Here is a 14414-nt window from a genome sequence, read left to right as displayed (position 1 = left end):
ATATGACAAATGTCATATAGCCGACTTTCTTTTCATCATATAAGGATAAAGCAGAATCAGTCCGGCCAAATAAAGGAACACCGCAACAAATGCGGGGAGCAAATGCATGAAATCGATATACCCGATATGGTAATGGACGGACAGCCCTCCGTAAAAGCCCGGCGCCCCGCCGATCAGCAGCGTCCACCACAGCCAGCGCTTTCCTTCTCCGATTCCCCACAAGGCGATGATAAGGATAGCAATCGCATCGCATAATAACGCGCCGCCGAACCCCGCCCGGTCATGCGCGATCAAAGCGATCAGCCTCGGGTTCGCTTGATCCAGCGCTTCCGGCGTCGTGCCGAGAAAGGCGAGATCGGCCTTCACGAACACATTCGTTATTCCGACGCCGGCAATCGCAAGTCCTCCGGCGGCAAGCGCGATGCCTAACGCTACAAAACAAAGCTGCCCCCACATGGCGAGCCGCCATGCTTTGTCATTGCGAAGATTGACCGGCTCACGGCTGGGTCTGTCGGCATTCCTCCTCATCGATAGGATAAACATCGGCAGCAGCACCGCAGCCGCGAGCGCATGCAGCGGATCGAAATAACCGTAACCGAGGTATAGAAAAAAGCTGGAGAAGCCGACGACGCAAGAGGACGTAAGCGCCGTTTTCGCCCAATGCTCGCCGTATCGCTGTCCATACCGCGCTAACTGATAATACAGGATGCCGATCGAGATCATCGTCCCCGCCAGCGTAATCCGGTCATGCGACATAAAGTGCAGCAGATGATGGTTTACATGATGAATGTCCGGGATGGTCATGCCTAGAAATTGCAAGTCGTACGACAGGAGGACTTGGGTCTCGCCGATCCACCAAGCCAGCAGTCCCCCGACGATCATGCCGATGCCGAGCAGGCACATCCAGCCCCAGTTCCGCCAGAACGGAATAGCCGGGGGCGGAGGCTCGCGGCGGACCGTCTCGTAGATGATCGCCTCGTTAATCCGTTTCGGGAGCCCGGGTCCGGAAAATATGAGGCCGCTGTGCAGCATAAGGAAATCGGCTCCCGCTTCCAGCAGCTGCAGCGCTTGATAAGGCTCATGCAAGCCGCCGCCCGCGATAAGGACGAACCGGTCCCCCATCCGCTTGCGAAGGAAGGATGCCTTGCGGATGGACTCCGCAAGCGCCAGCCGACCAGTCTCCGCAGCGAATGAATCGCTCTCTTCTGCGGCTCCGCTGCGCGCAGCGGCAGGCAAGTCGTCGCCGATGACGGCGCCCTTCCAGATTGAGGCCTCCGGCATGTCGAGCAGCTGGCGGAGCCGCTCCTCCGGCAACGTAAGCGGCACATAAAGAAGCAGCGGAAGAGCCGTCTTCTCCGCTAGCCTCGGTATTTGCCCGCACACCGCTAACACCTCGTCCCATGCGAGGCCTCCCGATGCAAAATCGAGGCAGAAGCCGGCTGCTCCCGCATCGCCGAATGCCTCCATCATCTCCCCCAGCTCGCCTATTGCGGCTTCCGGCGAGGAGCCGGGCATTGGCGCCAAGCGAGCGTATTGCGGCAGCTTATGCTCCTTGCGTTTGACCCGCTCGGCTGCCGCAGCCAGCCCCTCATTTTCGAAACGGTTCGGGTAATGAAGGGTTTCCTCTCTGCCGTCGACTCGAATCGGCTCGCTGCTGATGACCGGCCGGACTGTAACCGGCCCAATCTCCGTAAAGCCGAAGCCGAACTGGGCCAGCGCCTTCTGAGCGGCGCCGTTCGGATCGACCCTTCCGGACAAACCGATCGGAGAGATGAGCGGCCTCTCTCCAAGCTCCCGCTCGAGCAGCGGCGACAACTCCATATGGCCCAGCGTTCGGATGATGAACGAGCCGCCGGGAATCCGGCTAATGGCGCCCATCGCCCCCAGCGTGAAAGAGCGGCTCACGCGCGAAGGCAGGCGGAACAGCACCGGCCGGAACAGCGTCTTATAGGACCAATCCGGCATAGATTCCCCTCCTTGCAGATCGGGCCTGCCATCCTATCGGATAACAGGCCCATGCTGAATTAGATCGCCCAGTTGCCTTTGCGGAATACCGGAATGACGGTACCGTCGTCCTTGATCCCGTCGATGTCCATCTCCGCGGAACCGATCATGAAGTCGTTATGCGTAATGCTGGCGTTCACCCCGGCCGCTTCCAGCTGCTCCGGCGTCATCGTCTTGCCGCCTTCGACGTTAAACGCGTACCCGCTGCCGATTGCCAGATGGTTAGACGCGTTCTCGTCGAACAGCGTGTTGTAGAACAGGATGCCGGACTCGGAGATCGGCGAATAATGAGGCACAAGCGCCACTTCTCCCAAGTAATGCGCGCCTTCGTCCACCTCGATAAGCTTATTCAAAATTTCTTCGCCCTCTTCCGCTTCGGCTTTGACGATGCGGCCGTTCTCGAACGTCAGCTTGAAGCGGTCAATGATGTTGCCGCCGTAGCTGAGCGGCTTCGTGCTCGACACATAACCGTTCACGCCCGTTTTGTTCGGCACGGTGAACACTTCCTCCGTCGGCATGTTCGCCATGAAGGAGAAGCCTTTCTCGTTCACGCTGCCCGCCGCGACCCAAATATGCTTATCCGCGAGCTCAACCGTCAGATCTGTGCCCGGCGCCGTATAATGCAGCTTGCGGAAGTGATGGCTGTTCAAAATTTCCGCTTTCTCATGAAGCGTATCGTTGTGCTTCACCCATGCTTCCACCGGATTGTCGTTATGGAGGCGGACGGCGTCAAAAATCGCGGCCCACAGTTTATCCACCGCCTCGGACTCCGAGACGCCGGGGAACACCTTTTTCGCCCATTCCGCGCCGGCCGCCGCAACAACCGTCCAGCTGACCTTATCGGCTTGGATCGCTCTGCGGAACTCTTTGAGCCCTTCGCCTGCCGCTTTCTGGAAAGCCGAGATTCTTTCGGATGGAATCCCCTTCAAGAGATCCGGGCTGGATGCCGTAATCGAGATAAACGCCGCTCCTTTCTCCACGAACGAATTGCGCTTTAATGTTTCCCATGCCGGGAACTGGCTGAACGCTTCGTCGGAGGCTTTCTCGTACTTCAAGCGGGACAGCTTATCGTCCGTCCAATCGACGTACACGTTAGATGCGCCCGCTTCATAAGCCTTCTCGGCGATAAGACGGACAAGCGGCGCGATTTCGATCGACGCTCCGTTCACGAACACCGGTTGACCCGGCTGAATATTGACGCCGGTACGAACGATCAGCTCGGCGTATTTGGCGAAATACTGCTCCATGTTTTGACTCATTATGGACATCTCCTTAGGTTTTGTTTTCGTCAAGCGTTATGTATACCTGCCTCTTCCACACCTTATAAGTATACCATTCGCGCAGCTTCTATTTCATCTATAACCATCCGCCGGAGCTCTCTTGGCTCAAGCGCTTCTATTCCCGCGCCATAGCTTAGAATGATTTCGCACGCGGACTCCAGCGTTTCGAACATCGCGTTCACCTCGGCCCATTCGCCCTCTTCGCGAACGGTCTCCACCGCAGACACAAATCTTTCCGCGTTCAGACGCTGGAGCACCGCGCTTTTGATCCGCAGCTTCGCCGGGTAGCGGGGCAGCCTCTCCTTGAAATCCGCCAGCGAACGCTCCCAGTAAGCCGCAAGCTCAAAGTCTGCCGGCGGCGAGAACCGCCTTGGCAGCGACTCGGCGCTTGAAAGCCGCGAAATCCGGAAGGTGCGCAGCTCTTGCTCCTCCGTCATCGCCACGACGTACCACACGTTGCGCTTCACGACCAGCCCCAGCGGCTCGATGATCCGCTCCTTCCGCTCTCCGTCACGCTCATATGCGATGCGCAGCGCTCGTTCCTCCCAGACAGCCTCCTGGACAACCGGCAGAAGCGGATGCCGCTCCAGCCCGCCCCTGCCGGCATGCGCATGCCAGCCCGCTCCGTCGATGTGGAGCTTGCTTCTCGCCGCCTTGGCGCTCTCCCGCGCCGCCTCCGTCGTACCCGCCATCAGCTTGCGGAGCGCGGCTTCCAGCGCGCCCTGCTGGCCGAGCTCGCTCAGCGTATCGCCTTGACTGGATAAGAGCAGAGCGGCTAGTTCATCCGCATGCAGCCCGGTCAAGCTTGCGCGGTATCCCTCCGTCAGCCTCCATCCGCCTTGCGGTCCCCGCTCGGCGTACACCGGCACTCCCGCCGCGCTTAGCTCCTCCATATCGCGAAGAATGGTCCGCTCCGTTACCTCCAGCCGCTCCGCCAGCTGCTTTGAGGTCATCTTCCCTTCGCTTTGCAGAAGCAGCACGATTGAAACGAGTCTTCCCCCTCTCATTCCGCCACCCTTTCCATTGATTTCGATTTTTCTCATTATAGCATTTATATATGACAAAGGTTGTCGTATATGCTGCGCTACGATGGGTATGAACTAAAAATGGAAAAAGGAGTGCATCTGAAAATGACTATGATGAACAAGAAGCCATTGCAAGGAAAAATAGCCGTCGTCGCCGGAGCGACTAGAGGAGCGGGGCGAGGCATCGCGGTTAGTCTCGGAGAAGCGGGCGCCACCGTCTACTGCACGGGCAGAAGCGTCAGCGGTTCCCCGTCGGATCTGAACCGGACGGAGACGATCGACGAAACGGCTGCGCTCGTGACGGCTGCCGGGGGCATCGGCATTCCCGTTAAGGTGGATCATACGGTGCCGGCGCAGGTTGCCGCTCTCTTCGAGCGGATCAAGTCCGAGCAGGATGGACAATTGGACATACTCGTCAACAATATATGGGGCGGAGAGAAGCTGATCGAGTGGGAAGCCCCGTTCTGGGAGCACTCGCTCGAGAACGGCCTGCTCGTGCAGGAAAGAGCCGTTAAAGCGCATCTCATTACCAGCTATTACGGCGCTCCTCTTATGCTGGCCCGCAAGTCCGGGCTGATCATTGAAGTGACGGACGGCATCGACTACCGCTATCGCGGCAACCTATTCTACAGCCTTGCCAAAATATCGCCGATCCATCTCGCCGAAGCGATGGCCGCCGAGCTCCGTCCGCACGGCGTATCGGCGGTAGCGGTAACGCCGGGCTTTCTCCGCTCCGAGGAGATGCTCGAGCATTTCGGCGTAACGGAGAGCAACTGGCGCGACGCCGTGCACAGCGGCAAGCCGCAGGCCGAGCATTTCGGGCAATCCGAGACGCCGCGGTTCGTCGGCCGGGGCATCGCCGCGCTTGCAGGCGATCCGGCAGTCGCCGAAAAAAGCGGCAAGGTCTATCCAAGCTGGGAGCTGTCGGATGAATACGGCTTCGAAGATATTGACGGCCGCCGTCCGCATTGGGGACGTTACGCCAAAGAGCACGGCTTCCTATAAGGAAGGAGCCGTTGCCGCAAGCTGCGCGAAAAGGGCGTTCCATTCGTGCAGGAACGCCCTTATGCGCGCTGGCGGCCGAATCAGCCGTTTACGATTTCGCCGCCGTTAATATGAAGCATCTGCCCCGTCATATAGCTGGAATCGTCGCAGGCCAGATACACATAGGCGGCCGCCAGCTCATGCGGCTGCCCCGCCCTGCCCATCGGCGTATCCGAGCCGAACGTGGATACCGCCTGGGGATCGAACGACGCCGGAATAAGCGGCGTCCAGATCGGCCCCGGCGCCACGCCGTTCACGCGGATGCCTTGGCCGGCGAGATTCGCCGCGAGCGATCGCGTGAACGACACGATCGCGCCTTTGGTCGACGAATAATCGATCAGCGTCGGGTTGCCTTTGTAGGCTGTTATGGAAGCGGTGTTGATAATGGCGCTGCCCTGCTTCAAATGCGGCATCGCGGCGCTCGTCAAATAAAACATGCCGAACACGTTCGTCCGGAACGTCTGCTCCAGCTGCTGCGGCGTAATATCCTCCAGCTTCTGGCGGACATGCTGCTCCGCCGCGTTATTGACCACAATATCGAGCTTCCCGTACTCCTCGAGACACGCTTCGACTACTGCTTGGGCAAAAGTCGGCGAGCCGATATCGCCGGAAATTAGACGGCATCGGACGCCCAGCTTTTCGACAATGCCGCGTGTCTTCTGCGCGTCATCATGTTCATCTTTATAAGCGATGACCAGCGATGCGCCCTCCTTCGCGAAAGCGACCGCCACCGCCCGGCCGATGCCGCTGTCTCCGCCAGTAATAATGGCAATTTTGCCCGCGAGCTTGCCCGCGGCTTTATACTGCTCCGTCTCGAAGACGGGCGGCGGCGTCATCTCCGACTCGAACCCAGGCTGCCGCTGCTGGTTTTGCGGCGGGAACACTTGCTTTTTCTGAGAGGATGAGGACATCTCTTCCTGCCTCCTTACGTAATGTGATAAAAAATTTCGTCCATCTCCCGCTTCAAATGATCCGTGATCTGCTTCTGCTCCTCGATCGACAACGCGTCCTTCGTATAGCCGAACAGATAATTGTTCAGATCGAATGCTTTTAGACGGCATTTGGTGTGAAACAAATTTTCCTGATAAATATTGACGTCGATCATGTCATACAGCTTAGCCTGCTCTTCCGGAATGTAATTCTGAATGGAATTGATCTCATGATCGATAAACAGTTTATTTCCGTAAATGTCGCGCGTAAAACCCCGTACCTTGTAATCGATCATCATAATATCCGTATCAAAGGAGTGAATCAGATAGCGAAGCGCCTTCAGGGGCGAAATCTCGCCGCAAGTGGACACGTCGATATCCGCGCGGAACGTGCTTATCCCTTCGTCGGGATGATATTCCGGATAGGTATGCACCGTAATGTGGCTTTTGTCCAGCGACATCGTTACAGCCGTTGGCAGCGGGCCCGGCGATTCTTCGAACGATTCCATCGGCACCTCGATGACGGGACCCTCGGATACTAGTATCGTGACGCTTGCGCCTTGCGGCACATAATCCTGCTTGGCGATATTCAGCACATGAGCGCCGATAATTTCCGCAACGTGGTTCAGGATCGAGGTTAAACGGTCGGAGTTATATTGCTCGTCAATATACGCAATATAAGCCTCCCTCTCCTCCTTCGTCCTCGTATAGCAAATGTCATACATATTGAAGCTGAGCGATTTCGTCAGATTGTTGAACCCATGCAGCTGGATGCGCTGCTCCGGTGTTAGCTTCAATGGTGTCACCTCGCTTTTCGTACCTACTATTTCCAAATTCGGCCGCTATAATTCCGTAAAAAGCAACAAAAGAGATCGGCCCGTCAATTGCATAGGCCCCTAAATGGTTGTCGATTATTGCAACTTTTTCCTCCGATTTTGCGTATTCAACATGAAAGCTGCACACGGCAGCAGCGATCCTGAGATCTTTTTCGGGATTGATGAAAACAGGCATATCGATTTATAATCAGGTAAGCATTAATAATTTCATAATTATTGGAGGAGAAGCAAATGCTGGTAGGCAAAGGCGCAGTACGCGATATGGCAAACGAAATCGATAAAGTTGTTCGGGAAATCGACCAACTTACGCAATCCAAAATCGACCGCGTTTCCGACAAAATTGACTCCGAGCTGAATTCTTGCGGCCGCGAGCTGACAAACGCAGCAAACTCGCTGTCCCAAATTAAGCCTCTGCTTGATAGACTGGTAGCGCAAATCGGTCAAAACGCTCCGGACCATGTTCAAGTTCTGGTTACTTCGATCGCTCAAGAGGTGTTGTCGAAAGTGACTTCGGCTACAGGAAATATCGATGAAGTGCAGCGCAATATTAAAGACGTCGATAAACTGACGAACGAAATCGATACGTTGACGGACGAAATCGACAAGCTGACGAACAAGATCGACGAGATCACCGATAAATATCAGAAGTAAGGAGGCTCCTGCTGATGAGTGATTACACGCCGCCTGTCGGCTCCAATTATATGTCCGGCTGGGGGAACAGCCATCAAGCGAAAGAAACAGCGCTTAAAATCGATCACATCGCGAACAAGGCGAAGTTCGGGATCGAGATGCTGAGCACGGGATTAGTCGGCGTCGACGCTCTCGAGAAAGAGCTGATCGAAATTGCAAGCGCTCCCGAGCCCCCGACTCAAGCGCAGATCCGATCCATCGCGCATCGCCTGGACGCTCATCAGAAGCAGCTCCAGCAAGCATTGGAACGCATCAAAGACATGATGACCGATATCGACAAAGAAACGGACGCCATTCAAAAGCCGCGTTCGAATTGGTAAACGAAAAAGAAACCTTTCCTAATGCGTGGTCGGCAATCCCGCCATACGCTGAAGGAAAGGTTTCTTTTATTGGGCGGCCTTAGTGACCGTCAATCCGCTTGAACGTCGCCTCGTCGCAGACCGCATATAGCCTCGCGTCCGGCGGAATCGCCATATCCAGCTTTCGGTTTATGCTAAGATCGTTCCGGTCTGCGAGCAATGTCGCGCCGATCTCCAGCAGCCCCCGGAAGGCGTCGCCGTATGTCCGCCAAGCGCGGTTAACCGGAATTTCATAAATATCGTCGCCATATTGTCTGCTGAGCAGCTGCCGGAATACGTCCGAATTGCCCTCTTGCAAGGCGGATCGAACGGCCAATCGGGAAATCGCGTCATGGGACAACACAAATTCGTTCACTTGTACATGCCTGAAATTCCGGATATGCTTCTCCTGCACGATTTCTACCGTCGTATGGACCTGCGGCGCCAGACGCTCGATGCTTGAAGCAATAAGCAGCGATTTGCCGTCAATAAGCGAAGCTTCGTCAATTCGGGCGTCCGCGAAAATAATGGCGGATTTCGCTTTTTGAATCCCGGCCTTCGCCAATGTTTCATCCTCCGCAGGATCGCCGCTTATAAAGTGAACCTGCTGCATGCTCTCCAATGGATGACGGTTCGATTCGTCGACAATGACGATCCCGATTTCCGGGCGATGCGATAATATTTCCTCAACAGCCGTTTGCGCTTTTTTGCTCCAATTTATAATGATGATATGATCCTCGCCCTTGTAGCTCAACATGCCCTCTCCTCTCATGCGCTGAATCGTTGCGAAAGCCTCGATCACCTTCCCGATCACAAGGCTGAGTATGCCGATACCGAATAGATAGAGAAAAATCGTGAACACTTTGCCGGCTATTGTCACCGCGAAATAATCGCCATAGCCGACGGTCGCCATCGTCGTAAGCACCCAGTATAAGGCGTTAAACCAATTGCCGAACGTATCCGGCTCAAGCAGGAAGGCAACGGTTGTGCTCAGCACGACAAAACTGACAATGCTGACAGCGGCCGCTTTTTTATTCAGCTGCATTAGCTTTAGGGACAATAGTCTAAGAAAATGCATAAGCTCGCTCCTTTCCCCTTCGAATGTGAAACCAAACGGGAGTCTGGCCGTATTGAAATCTATAAGTTTTTAATTTCCGATTTTAGGAGGTCAATCCATGTCTTTGTTTAAAAGATTACGCGATTTAACCTTATCCAATGTGTACGCTCTAATCGAAAAAGCAGAGGACCCTATCAAGCTGACCGATCAGTATATCCGCGATATGACGGAGGACCTGCAGGACGCGGAGAAAGCTGTCGCTTCTCAAATTGCCCTGGAGAAGAAGTTTAAGAAACTGTACGAAGAGCAGGAAGCCCTTCTGCAGAAACGAATCGAGCAGTCGCATGTCGCCGTGCAGGAAGGCAATCTGGACTTGGCTCGCCGCGTCATCGAAGATAAGCAGGCCGTCGAGAGCAAGATGATCGAATACAAAGAGGCTTACGCCGAGAACCAGCTTCTCGCGAACAACCTGCGCGCTAAGCTGGATGAGATGAGGAAGCAGCTTAACGATATGAAAAACAAGCGCGATACGCTTGTTGCCCGTTACCAGGCTGCCAAGACGCAAACGGAAATCAACAAAGCGATGTCCGGCTTTAACTCCAGCTCCGCGGCTGCGGGCATGAAGCGGATGGAAGAGAAGATGCTGCAAGCCGAGGCGATGGCGGAAGCAAGCAACGATCTGGCCGCATCAAAAGGCAAATCGATCGATGAGGAGTTCGCGAATATGGGCAAAAACAAAGCCGTAGAAGACGAACTCGCGGCTCTGCTCAAGCAGTACGAGCAGAAGTAGGCGGAGCCCATGGGACTTTGGAGCCGCGTCCGCGGCATCGTGAAGCGGCCTGAGCCTCCGATTGCGGAGCGCAGCGTCTTCGAGCTAAGCCCCGGCGATGTGTGCGAGGTGTCCATGGTGACCTATCAGGTCATCGGGCGCACCTCGAACCAGCGCAGAAGGTCGGCTCTCGTCACGCTGCAGGACGGCTCGGATATCCGCTACTTGCTTATCGAAGACCGCGAAGCCATCGCATATACGCTATATACCGCCATCGACGGCCGGCTGGACTCCTTCTATGAAGTCCCGATGACCTTGGAGCTCGACGGGCGAGTCTACCATCTCGAAGAGCAATACGTCGATTGGATCGCCACCGTCGGCAAAACGCCGTTCCCTCGGGGCGGCGAGCAGTCGGTCTGGCAATTCCAGTCGGACGACCGCAAGCTGCTTCGCATCGAGTGGCTGGACGGCCGATTCATGCTTTACGAAGGCGAAGACATCATCGCCGCCGACGTCGAAGTGCTGTGGGGCAACACCGGCTCGCAGCAATAAATCAAAGGACTGTCTCTTGTTGAGACAGTCCTTTTTGCGCTAGAGGGGGCTGGGCGCGGTGAGGGGCATCACGCTCGGGCTGCGGCTGACTAACAGCCCTGCCCGCCCACTCCGCATGCTCCAATGATGTAAAACACCATTACACGCGGGCTGCCGCTCAATCCACGCCCTCCAACGGTGCAAAACACCATTGCAGGCGCGCCACCGCACAATCCACGCCCTCCAACGGTGCAAAACACCATTGCAGGCGCGCCACCGCTCGGTCCACGCCCTCCAATGGCGTAAAACACCATTACAGGCGCGCCACCGCACAATCCACGCCCTCCAATGGTGTAAAACACCATTGCAGGCGCGCCAACGCTCGATCCACGCCCTCTAATGGTGCAAAACACCATTGCAGACGCTCCTCAGCTCGTCCCGCATACTCCAATGGCGCAAAACACCATTGCAGGCGCGCCACCGCACAATCCACGCCCTCCAACGGCGCAAAACACCATTGCAGGCGCGCCACCGCACAATCCACGCCCTCCAACGGTGTAAAACACCATTACAGGCGTGCCAGCGCTCGATCCACGCCGATCCGCCTCTCAGCCCCAACCAGCATGCACGGCACAAACCAGCCAATTGGGGCCCGCCCGTTCGCTACTAAATAATCAGGCTGCTGATCGCAAAGGAGAAGCCGAGATATACCGCGAACAGCATGATGCCGACTGCGACGTTGCCTTGGACAAGCTGCTCCGATATTTTGAAGCTTGGCGTGAGCAGCTCAAAAATCCAATAAGCGGCGATCAGACATACGTACCCGATCGCGAACCACAGCATCATGAACCAAATGGATGAGTTCGTATAAGCCGCGACGCCCAGGATAAGCGCCGTCGAAATGAACTTGCCGCCGAGCGCCAGGCCGACGGCGACATTGCCTTTCTTCAGCTCTTCCATATCCTTATAAGGCGTCATCAAAGCAAAGATCAGCATTCCAATATACTGAAGAACAATAATGACAATGACGCTAACGACAACATTAATGACGACCGTCAATTCGCCCACCCCCGAAATTTCGCATACGCTAAGTCATAATCCGCAAAATCATGAATCTCTTCCAGCTGCACGTCAACCGTCTTGACCTTCGACAGCTCATCATATTTGGCATCGTCGATCGGCTGCTTGATCCGGTTGCCCGAAGGAAGCTCCACGACCGCGAAATTACGCGTCTCGCCTTTAAATTCCGTCTTGTAAACACCGATCAAATCCAGCTCTGTCGTCAGCTCCAGCTTAAGCTTCTGGATGTCCTCTTGAGCGGCGGCCTCCGTCTTATACGTCTTGAGCGCGCGCCATGCCGAGAGACGTATTTCATTGCGCTGCTGAGCGTCCGTCACCATCTCGGCATCCATAAATTGCAGCACCCAGACCTTGTCTCCCGTCGCATAGTTGTTATCGTTTGGAAGCAGCGTGTTGTCGGGCAGCAGCGTCATATCGCTCCCGATGATATCGCCAACCTCGGACTCCACGATGCGGTAATCCCATGGCACGGTTACAGCGCCGGTATCCGCCTCAACACTGGAGGTGTGAAACACGGACTGCGTATTGCTGCTGCAGCCCACAAGACCAGCGGCCAGCGACAATGCCAAAGCCGCCATGACAGCCGTACGCTTTAATTTCTTATGCATCTATTTCACTCCAATCGCGATAAAATGGCTGGCGTTCCCCGTAATGGGACCGCCCCCTCTGCCGAGCATCCCGCACGGCTTCCCGTTAATAACGAACATCCCGGTCAGCAGATGCAGCTCCCCTTCGGAAGTGTCGATGCGGGCAAGCTCCGCCCTTTTCTGATATACGGTAGGAAACAGTGTGCTTGTGTCGAACCCTTGCTGATCCTCCAGCTCCAGGCTGCCGGATGCGTCGAACAGGCGCACCGAACCGCCCTCGCGCCCGAACATCGACTTCGACACGAAGCTTCCTTCAAAAACCGCTTTGTTGTAAGTAGGCAGCATATACTTCGCGATCATTTCCCTTTCGGAATCGCTATAGAGCTGCCCCAGCTCGTATAAGCCCCACACAACAGCCATAAGCCCCTTAGACTGCAGCAATATGCTGTGCGGGCCGTTCCATATCGTCAGCTCGCCCGTCTCGATCGCATACGCCAGCGCGTCGCCGCCATCGTCGACAGCCATCCATTCCTTCGGGTACAACGCGAACAGGCTCCGTATGCTTCGCCCTTCACTATCCTTCAGAACGCCTTCATCGACATACAGCTCCAGACAGTCGCAGCATTTCACATCCAGACCGCTGTGCTTAACGAGCGCCTCGATGGTGCCCGAATCCTCCAAATGCTCTCCGTACGCGACGCATGCCGCCGTATCCGGCCGCTCGACAGCCCACGCTTCGGCTACGAGCTCCTTCATCGCCCGGTTGGGCGAAGCAAGGCCGTACTGCTCGCACATCCACGGCGTAACGATCGAGGACTCCACATAGCCTGTCGGCGTATCGGCGTTGAGCTCCAGCAGCTTTATCGTGCCGTTCTGATCAATCGCAAAATCAAACCGCGCGTACCGGCTGATTCGTCCCGCTTCAGGAAGCGGCAGCGTGTCAAGCATTTCCCATAAAACTTCCGGAATTCCAATTAAATGATAAAGTCCATGATTGCCATGAATATACCGAACCGTCCGGTCCAGCACCTGCCATAAAGCCGTTGAAGCTTGCTCCAGCTCGTCATACGTCTCTTTGTTCATCCCGATCACTTGATCGATCCAGTACCGTTCCTCTCCAATATTGGCCCATGTGAAGCCGAGCTCCGCCAGCGTCTTAACCCGGCTGTCACGGTCGGGGTGTGGAGCGGCTATAACCTCGAATACGCCGCTCATCCGCCGAAACCGCTGCTTTTGCTGCTAGAGCTGCTGCTGCTGGAGGAGCTCATGCTGCTCGATTTGCCGCCGATGCTTCCCGGACTGGAGGAAGTCGACCGTCTTGTAACCGAGCCTGTGGAAGAGGAGGTTTTGGGACGCACGGTCGAGCCCGCAACCTGCTTATTCTGGAACGTGCTGCTCGAATACGTCACCGGCGAATACGTGCTTTTGGTTTTCGTGTAATAAGCCGGGCGGCTCTTATAATAGCTGGAAGACGAATAGCTGGAGCCTGAGTTGAACAATAGATGATAAAGCAGCAGGTCATCCCATCCGAATCCGCCGTAATGGTGGACGACGGTTGTGCCGCCGCCTGTTCCGGCCGAGCCGCTATTGTCCGGTTCCTCGGTCGGTTCCGGCGCGATTTCAAGCGGCAGACTCCAATCCACATTTTTATCAAAATAAGCCTTTACTTCCTCCGTCGACCACGATACCAGCTTCGGCTCCTCGCTGCCGGCCGTCCCCCCGCTCGTTGCGGAGACGCCGGTGCTGAGCACGGCATTGGCGAGCAGCGCTACGCCTAGTGACGTGGATAACACGCGGAGCGGCTTCCCGTCCGAAGTAAACAGCTTAGGCGACGACGGCTGTTTTTTGTCCTCATGAGTCAAGATGCATTCCACCTTTCCATCCGTCATTTAAGAATGTATAGGGACAAGCAGCAGCTCGAGCCGGCCTAAATCCACGTTTAAACGGCCTTCAACCGTCTCGTATTCCCGATCCCCAACCACGATATAGTTCACATGCTCAAGCGCTGTAATCATCGTCCTCGACCACGTTCTTTCCTCAATCTGCTGCAGCGCTCCGCTCGCGGTTTTTTCCAGCAAAACAACGGTCATCCCCTGCTCCATGCTTATCATCCTTTCTTTCTATCCAAATCAGATTATAACGTATTACGGCCCGACTGTTACATTCGTTTCATAGGCAAGGAAGAATTTGTTTGACGACTATGACTGCTAAAATAAGAAAAACCCCGGCGAAAACATCGTTTCC

16 protein-coding genes are annotated in these 14414 nt (G+C 55.7%); 5 read left to right on the top strand and 11 right to left on the bottom strand.

The annotated features are described in order from the left end of the window. Positions 1–12: 12 nt before the first annotated feature. Genes D3P08_RS22875 through D3P08_RS22865 form a run of 3 tightly spaced genes read right to left on the bottom strand, consistent with a single transcriptional unit; the run spans position 13 to position 4291 of the window. Positions 13–1965: a dihydroorotate dehydrogenase gene (locus D3P08_RS22875; RefSeq protein WP_119602440.1), complete on the bottom strand. Its 1953-nt coding sequence runs from the start codon at positions 1963–1965 to the stop codon at positions 13–15. A 59-nt stretch (positions 1966–2024) separates the two neighbouring features. After that, on the bottom strand, positions 2025–3272 hold the full coding sequence (locus D3P08_RS22870) for an aminopeptidase (protein WP_119602475.1): 1248 nt from the start codon (positions 3270–3272) through the stop codon (positions 2025–2027). Positions 3273–3325: 53 nt separating this feature from the next. Continuing rightward, positions 3326–4291: a helix-turn-helix transcriptional regulator gene (locus D3P08_RS22865; protein WP_119602439.1), complete on the bottom strand. Its 966-nt coding sequence runs from the start codon at positions 4289–4291 to the stop codon at positions 3326–3328. Between the two features lie 132 nt (positions 4292–4423). Between D3P08_RS22865 and D3P08_RS22860 the strand changes: the two genes are divergently transcribed. Next, the gene (locus D3P08_RS22860) at positions 4424–5314 is read left to right on the top strand and encodes an SDR family oxidoreductase (RefSeq protein ID WP_119602474.1); all 891 of its coding nucleotides are present in this window, start codon (positions 4424–4426) and stop codon (positions 5312–5314) included. A gap of 80 nt (positions 5315–5394) precedes the next feature. Here the strand turns inward: D3P08_RS22860 and D3P08_RS22855 are convergent, their stop codons facing one another. After that, positions 5395–6264, bottom strand: a complete 870-nt coding sequence (locus D3P08_RS22855) for an SDR family oxidoreductase (RefSeq protein WP_119602438.1) — start codon at positions 6262–6264, stop codon at positions 5395–5397. Positions 6265–6278: 14 nt separating this feature from the next. Further along, positions 6279–7079: an adenosylmethionine decarboxylase gene (speD, locus tag D3P08_RS22850; RefSeq protein WP_119602437.1), complete on the bottom strand. Its 801-nt coding sequence runs from the start codon at positions 7077–7079 to the stop codon at positions 6279–6281. 270 nt (positions 7080–7349) lie between these two features. On the opposite strand from speD, the gene D3P08_RS22845 reads away from it, so the two are divergent. Beyond that, positions 7350–7769 carry a hypothetical protein gene (locus D3P08_RS22845; protein WP_119602436.1) on the top strand — a complete coding sequence of 140 codons (420 nt, stop codon included), beginning with the start codon at positions 7350–7352 and terminating at the stop codon, positions 7767–7769. Between the two features lie 14 nt (positions 7770–7783). Beyond that, the gene (locus D3P08_RS22840; RefSeq protein ID WP_119602435.1) at positions 7784–8128 is read left to right on the top strand and encodes a hypothetical protein; all 345 of its coding nucleotides are present in this window, start codon (positions 7784–7786) and stop codon (positions 8126–8128) included. A gap of 79 nt (positions 8129–8207) precedes the next feature. On the opposite strand, the gene D3P08_RS22835 is transcribed toward D3P08_RS22840, so the two are convergent. After that, positions 8208–9224, bottom strand: a complete 1017-nt coding sequence (locus D3P08_RS22835; protein ID WP_119602434.1) for a potassium channel family protein — start codon at positions 9222–9224, stop codon at positions 8208–8210. Positions 9225–9321: 97 nt separating this feature from the next. Between D3P08_RS22835 and D3P08_RS22830 the strand changes: the two genes are divergently transcribed. After that, complete coding sequence (locus tag D3P08_RS22830; protein WP_119602433.1) at positions 9322–9993, top strand: PspA/IM30 family protein; 672 nt, start codon at positions 9322–9324, stop codon at positions 9991–9993. A gap of 9 nt (positions 9994–10002) precedes the next feature. Next, entirely contained in the window at positions 10003–10524 is a 522-nt protein-coding gene (locus D3P08_RS22825) for a DUF4178 domain-containing protein (protein WP_119602432.1), read from the top strand. Positions 10525–11169: 645 nt separating this feature from the next. On the opposite strand, the gene D3P08_RS22820 is transcribed toward D3P08_RS22825, so the two are convergent. The 5 genes from D3P08_RS22820 to D3P08_RS22800 are packed head-to-tail and all read right to left on the bottom strand — an operon-like array spanning position 11170 to position 14272. Beyond that, on the bottom strand, positions 11170–11562 hold the full coding sequence (locus tag D3P08_RS22820; RefSeq protein WP_119602431.1) for a DUF350 domain-containing protein: 393 nt from the start codon (positions 11560–11562) through the stop codon (positions 11170–11172). Beyond that, the gene (locus tag D3P08_RS22815; protein WP_119602430.1) at positions 11559–12191 is read right to left on the bottom strand and encodes a hypothetical protein; all 633 of its coding nucleotides are present in this window, start codon (positions 12189–12191) and stop codon (positions 11559–11561) included. The genes D3P08_RS22820 and D3P08_RS22815 overlap by 4 nt, the downstream gene beginning before the upstream one ends. After that, positions 12192–13385 carry a glutathionylspermidine synthase family protein gene (locus tag D3P08_RS22810; RefSeq protein WP_119602429.1) on the bottom strand — a complete coding sequence of 398 codons (1194 nt, stop codon included), beginning with the start codon at positions 13383–13385 and terminating at the stop codon, positions 12192–12194. It abuts the gene before it with no gap. Next, entirely contained in the window at positions 13382–14032 is a 651-nt protein-coding gene (locus D3P08_RS22805) for a hypothetical protein (protein ID WP_338068740.1), read from the bottom strand. Before D3P08_RS22805 ends, D3P08_RS22810 begins: the two co-directional genes overlap by 4 nt. A 27-nt stretch (positions 14033–14059) precedes the next feature. Continuing rightward, positions 14060–14272: a hypothetical protein gene (locus D3P08_RS22800; RefSeq protein WP_119602428.1), complete on the bottom strand. Its 213-nt coding sequence runs from the start codon at positions 14270–14272 to the stop codon at positions 14060–14062. Positions 14273–14414: the final 142 nt, after the last annotated feature.

This window comes from Paenibacillus nanensis, assembly GCF_003583765.1.
Lineage (GTDB): Bacteria > Bacillota > Bacilli > Paenibacillales > Paenibacillaceae > Pristimantibacillus > Pristimantibacillus nanensis.
Note: the sequence above shows the minus strand (reverse complement) of the source record. Positions and strands in the feature narration are given on the sequence as shown.